Raw genomic sequence first — 5,509 nt, 5'->3', positions numbered from 1 at the left:
CGATGCCCCCGGTCACACCCACAAACCGGACACCGATCCCAGACGACTCAGCCGGCCACAGCGGCGGACGGGCAATCCACCCCACATGTCGCAGCCGGGTCACTGCCGCCGGCACGGCAAGATCCGCGCAACTTCAGGGAAACAGGCCCCTCCGAACGCGTTCAGGCACCAACTTCGGGGAAACTGCGCGGATCTTGGGGAGGCAGGCGCGAGTTGCGGGAAACGGCGCGTACCGCCGCGCGAAGCGTCCCCGGCCGCACGGCCGGCACGGACCGCGCCCAGGTCAGGGGTGTGGCCCGCCGTGACCGGCGCAGGGATCAAGCCTGACCACCCGGAGCCGGACACGGCGGGCCACACCCCACCGCAACCACCCGGGGCCCTAACGCACGGACGGGCCAGAGCGAACCGCCCGTCACGGCTCGAACTTGTACCCCAGCCCCCGCACCGTGACGATGTAGCGCGGCGCCGACGGCTCCGGCTCGATCTTGGATCGCAGCCGCTTGACGTGCACGTCCAGGGTCTTGGTGTCGCCCACGTAGTCGGCACCCCAGACCCGGTCGATGAGCTGCCCTCGAGTGAGCACCCGACCCGCATTACGCAGCAGCAGTTCGAGCAGCTCGAACTCCTTGAGCGGCAGCTGAACGGCGGCACCGTCGACGGTCACCACGTGCCGCTCGACGTCCATCCGGACCGGGCCGGCGGCGAGCGTCGGAGCGCCGGACTCGGCCACCTCCGCGCTCTGCCGGCGCAGCACGGCACGGATCCGCGCCACCAGTTCCCGCGGCGAGTACGGCTTGGTGACGTAGTCGTCGGCCCCGATCTCCAGGCCGACCACCTTGTCGATCTCGCTGTCCCGGGCGGTGACCATGATGATCGGCACGTGCGAGCGCTGCCGCAACTGCCGGCAGACCTCGGAACCCGACATCTCCGGCAACATCAGGTCGAGCAGCACGATGTCGGCGCCGGTCCGGTCGAACTCGGTGAGGGCGGAGGGGCCCGTCGCGGCGACGGACACCTCGAAGCCCTCCTTGCGGAGCATGTACGACAGGGCGTCGGAGAACGACTCCTCGTCCTCGACCACCAGTACGCGGCTCAACGGGTGTTTCCTTTCCTGTCGGTCAGACCTGCCGGAGCTCGGCCGGGCCGGCCTCGATCTCAGCGGAGGCGAGTGTCGCCTCCAGGTCGTCCGGTGGGCTTGTGGGCAGCCGGAGGGTGAACGTCGACCCCCCACCAAGAGTGCTCGCCACATCCACCCGACCGCCATGGTTGCTGGCGATGTGCTTGACGATGGCCAGGCCGAGGCCGGTGCCACCGGTGGCGCGGGAGCGGGCCCGGTCCGCCCGGTAGAACCGCTCGAAGATCCGGTCCACCTCGTTGGGGGCGATGCCGATGCCCTGGTCGGCCACGGCGATGTCGACGTACTCGTCGGTCTTTCGGGTGGTGACCCGGACGGTGGTGTCCTCGCCCGAGTAGTTGATGGCGTTCTCGACCAGGTTGGCCACGGCGGTGGCGATCTGGCGGTCGCTGCCGTACACGGTCAGGCCGCGCTCGCCCTCGATCACGACGTCGATCCGCCGGGCGGTGGCTGCGGTGCGGGTGCGGTCGACCACTTCGGCGATCACCCAGTCCACCGCGACGGGCTCGGGCGGCGGCTGCGGCTCGGCGCCCTGGAGCCGGGTCAGCTCCAGCAGTTCCTGCACCAGCCGGCCGAGCCGGGTCGACTCGTGCTGGATCCGCTCGGCGAAACGGCGGGCGGCGACCAGGTCAGCGTAGAGGTCCGGCGCCCCCTCGCCGGCCGGCTCGGTCGCGTCCAGCAGCGCCTCGGCGAGCAGTTGCAGCGCACCGATCGGGGTCTTCAGTTCGTGGCTGACGTTAGCCACGAAGTCGCGGCGGACCCGGGCGAGCCGGTGCGACTCGGTGACGTCGGCCGCCTCGATCGAGATGTAGCCGGCGCCGATACCCATGGCGCGCAGGTGCACGCCGAGCGGGTTGTCGCCGACGCTGTCCCGGCCGCGGGGCAGGTCCAGCTCGATCTCCCGCCGTACGCCGGTGCGGCGCACCTGCCCGGCGAGGGTGCGGATCAGCGGGTGGGCGGCGATGGAGCCGGGGGTGGCACCGGTACGCAGCAGGCCCAGCGCCCGGGCGGCCGGGTTCACCAGGACGGGTTCGTCGTCCGGGTCGAGGACCACGACGCCGGCGCGGAGGGAGTCGATCGTCTTGCGGCCGAGCCCGGTGAGCCCGCCCTGCTGGTCGTCGGGAATGCCCGGCCTCCCTGCTCTCCCGCGGGAGCGGCCGCTCCCCGGCGGCGTCCACCGACGCCGCCATTCGCGGACGGGTCCGGCCAGCAGCAACCCGGCGACCAGTCCGGTCACCAGCGCCACGGCCACCACGACCGCCACCGCCCATTCCACCCGGCGATCGTAGGGTCATCGTTCACCTGGCGATCGCCCATAACCGGACGAAGCACTCGCGCTTCCGGGAAAGTTCACCCGCGGGTCCCGCGTCGTTCACCGGCGTTCACCTCGGGTCCGCTCCCCCGACCTACCGTTGGGCGCACCTGCTCAAGCCGTACGCCGGCACCGGGTCTCCGGGCCGGGCGGACACCAACCCCAGGAAGTGACGATGCGCGACGAGTTCCGGGCCGAACTGCAGGCCGTCAGCCAACTGCTGGTGGACATGGCGGAAGGGGTCCGCACCGCGATGCGTCAGGCGACCCGTGCCCTGCTCACCGCCGACCGGCAGGCCGCCGAGGCGGTGATCGCCGGCGACGCCGAGATCGACGGGGTCTACCGGCAGGTCGAGGAGCGGGTCTGCGACCTGCTCGCCCGCCAGGCGCCGGTCGCCACCGACCTGCGCATGGTGATCACCGCGCTGCATGTGGCGGCCGACCTGGAGCGGATGGGCGACCTGGCCGACCACGTGGCCAAGACTTCGCTGCGCCGGCACCCCTCGCCGGCCGTACCGGCCGAGCTGCGGCCCGTCTTCACGGACATGGCCGAGATCGCCGACCGGATGGCCGTGAAGATCGGCAAGGTGCTGGGCGCGCCGGACGCCGCGCTCGCCGCCGAGCTGGACCGGGACGACGACGCGATGGACGACCTGCACAAGAGCCTCTTCGGCGTGCTCCTGGATGACGACTGGCCGTACGGGGTCGAGACGGCGATCGACGCCACCCTGCTCGGGCGCTTCTACGAGCGCTTCGCCGATCATGCGGTGAACGCCGGCGAGCACGTGGTCTACCTGATCACCGGGGAGAACACGCCGGCCGCAAGCTGACCCGAACACGACGAAGGCCCCCGGGATGCCCGGGGGCCTTCATCGTCGGCTCAGCGGCCCTGGTTGGCGACCGCGGCGGCGGCTTGCTTGGCGGCGGCCGGGTCGAGGTACGTCCCGCCCAGCGTCATCGGCCGCAGCTGCGGGTCCAGGTCGTAGCGCAGCGGGATACCGGTCGGGATGTTCAGCTTGGCGATCGCCTCGTCGCTGATCTGGTCGAGGTGCTTGACCAGGGCGCGCAGCGAGTTGCCGTGCGCGGCCACCAGCACCGTCCGGCCGGCGAGGATGTCCGGGACGATCGAGTCGTACCAGTACGGCAGCATCCGCTCGACGACATCCTTGAGGCACTCGGTGCGCGGCATCAGCTCGGTCGGCAGCAGCGCGTACCGGGGGTCACCGACCTGGGACCACTCGTCGTTGTCGTCGATCGGCGGCGGCGGCGTGTCGTACGACCGGCGCCAGAGCATGAACTGCTCCTCGCCGTACTCGTCCAGGGTCTGCTTCTTGTTCTTGCCCTGCAGGGCGCCGTAGTGCCGCTCGTTGAGCCGCCAGGACCGGCGCACCGCGATCCAGTGCCGGTCGGCGGCGTTCAGCGCCAGCTCGGCGGTGCGAATCGCGCGGCGCAGCACGCTGGTGTGCACGACGTCCGGCATGAGGCTGTGCTCGCGCAGCAGCTCGCCGCCGCGCCGGGCCTCGTTCTCGCCCTTCTCGGTCAGGTCGACGTCCACCCAGCCGGTGAAGAGGTTCTTGGCGTTCCAGTCGCTCTCGCCGTGCCGCAGCAGGACCAGCGTCCCGACGGTGGGCCCCTCGCTCGCAGTCATGCCGATCATCCTGCCGTACGCCGTCGGCGGACACGCGGTGACCGGTCGTGACGACCACCACGTGGAAAAGCTGATGACCGGCGTTCCGGTGCGGCACTAGGTTGTAAGGCGCTTGAGATTGATCGGTCATTACCGAAGCGGGGGCGGAACGGTGCGGACGGTACGGGGTTGGTTCCGGGACACGACGGGTGGACTGCCGAGGGCCTTCTGGTACCTGTGGACCGGCACGCTGATCAACCGGCTCGGCTCGTTCGTACTGGTCTTCCTGGCCATCTACCTCACCCAGGAGCGCGGCTTCTCGGCGTCGCAGGCCGGCCTGGTGCTCGGCCTCTGGGGCGTCGGCGGCGCGGTCGGCACCACCGTCGGCGGCACCCTCACCGACCGCTGGGGCCGGCGCCCCACCCTGCTCACCGCGCACCTCGGCGCGGCCACCATGATGCTCGGGCTCGGTCTGGCCCGGCCGCTCTGGGCGGTGGCGCTGGGCGCGCTGCTGCTCGGCACGTTCGCCGAGGCGGCCCGGCCGGCGTTCGGCGCGATGATGATCGACGTGGTGCCGGAGAAGGACCGGCTGCGGGCCTTCTCGCTGAACTACTGGGCGATCAACCTCGGCTTCGCCTGCGCCGCGGTGCTCGCCGGCCTCGCCGCCCAGGCCGGTTACCTGCTGCTCTTCGTGGTGGACGCGAGCACCACGGTGATCACCGCGCTGATCATCTTCGCCCGGGTGAAGGAGACCCGCACCGCCCCGGCCGCGGTGACGACCAGCGGAGCGGTCCCCGCCGGGGCGTTGCGGACCATCCTCTCCGACCGGGTCTTCCTGGGCTTCGTGGCGCTCAACCTCTTCGGTGCGCTGGTCTTCCTCCAGCACATCTCGATGCTGCCGATCGCGATGGGCGACTCCGGCCTGAGCCCCGCCACGTACGGCTCGGTGATCGCGCTCAACGGCGTGCTGATCGTCCTCGGCCAGCTCTTCGTGCCCCGGCTGATCAAGGGGCGGAGCCGGTCGCACGTGCTCGCGCTCGCCGCGGTGGTCATGGGGGTCGGCTTCGGGCTGACCGCGTTCGCCGAGGCCGCCTGGTTCTACGGGATCACCGTGCTGATCTGGACCGTCGGCGAGATGCTCAACTCGCCGTCCAACGCCACGCTGATCGCCGAGCTCTCCCCCGCCGCGCTGCGCGGCCGCTACCAGGGCGCCTTCTCGCTCTCCTGGCAGGTGGCCGGGGCGGTCGCCCCGGTGCTGGGCGGCCTGGTCCGCGAGCACGCCGGCAACAGCGCCCTCTGGCTCGGCTGCGCCGCGATCGGCCTGGTGATGGCGGTGGCCCACCTGGTCTCGGGCCCCGCCCGGGAGCGCCGCGCCGGGCAACTCCGGCCGCCCGTGGTGCCGGTCCAGCCGGTCACGGTGGCGCGCACCCCGGCGC

At 71.6% G+C, this 5,509-nt stretch carries 5 protein-coding genes; 2 read left to right on the top strand and 3 right to left on the bottom strand.

The window, feature by feature from the left end; translation table 11 throughout:
- Positions 1 to 412: 412 nt before the first annotated feature.
- Together DKL51_RS11265 and DKL51_RS11260 are read right to left on the bottom strand one after the other, a co-directional pair.
- Positions 413 to 1,096 (bottom strand): response regulator, encoded by a 684-nt coding sequence (locus tag DKL51_RS11265; protein WP_109946171.1) that lies wholly within the window; start codon positions 1,094 to 1,096, stop codon positions 413 to 415.
- A gap of 22 nt (positions 1,097 to 1,118) precedes the next feature.
- The gene (locus tag DKL51_RS11260) at positions 1,119 to 2,411 is read right to left on the bottom strand and encodes a sensor histidine kinase (RefSeq protein WP_185734775.1); all 1,293 of its coding nucleotides are present in this window, start codon (positions 2,409 to 2,411) and stop codon (positions 1,119 to 1,121) included.
- Positions 2,412 to 2,622: 211 nt separating this feature from the next.
- Here DKL51_RS11260 and phoU point away from each other — a divergent pair, with 211 nt between their 5' ends.
- Positions 2,623 to 3,276 (top strand): phosphate signaling complex protein PhoU, encoded by a 654-nt coding sequence (phoU, locus tag DKL51_RS11255; protein WP_109946172.1) that lies wholly within the window; start codon positions 2,623 to 2,625, stop codon positions 3,274 to 3,276.
- A gap of 50 nt (positions 3,277 to 3,326) precedes the next feature.
- Here the strand turns inward: phoU and DKL51_RS11250 are convergent, their stop codons facing one another.
- Positions 3,327 to 4,094 (bottom strand): phosphoglyceromutase, encoded by a 768-nt coding sequence (locus DKL51_RS11250; RefSeq protein WP_109946173.1) that lies wholly within the window; start codon positions 4,092 to 4,094, stop codon positions 3,327 to 3,329.
- A 151-nt stretch (positions 4,095 to 4,245) separates the two neighbouring features.
- On the opposite strand from DKL51_RS11250, the gene DKL51_RS11245 reads away from it, so the two are divergent.
- A partial coding sequence (locus tag DKL51_RS11245) for an MDR family MFS transporter (protein ID WP_148097766.1) occupies positions 4,246 to 5,509 on the top strand: 1,264 nt, incomplete at its 3' end.

Source organism: Micromonospora globispora (assembly GCF_003857015.1).
GTDB lineage: Bacteria > Actinomycetota > Actinomycetes > Mycobacteriales > Micromonosporaceae > Micromonospora > Micromonospora globispora.
Note: the sequence above shows the minus strand (reverse complement) of the source record. Positions and strands in the feature narration are given on the sequence as shown.

Bases quoted from the DNA above. Each gene is read 5' to 3' on its own strand.
- DKL51_RS11250 (WP_109946173.1), bottom strand. From the start codon at position 4,094: ATGACTGCGAGCGAGGGGCCCACCGTCGGGACGCTGGTCCTGCTGCGG.
- phoU (WP_109946172.1), top strand. From the start codon at position 2,623: ATGCGCGACGAGTTCCGGGCCGAACTGCAGGCCGTCAGCCAACTGCTG.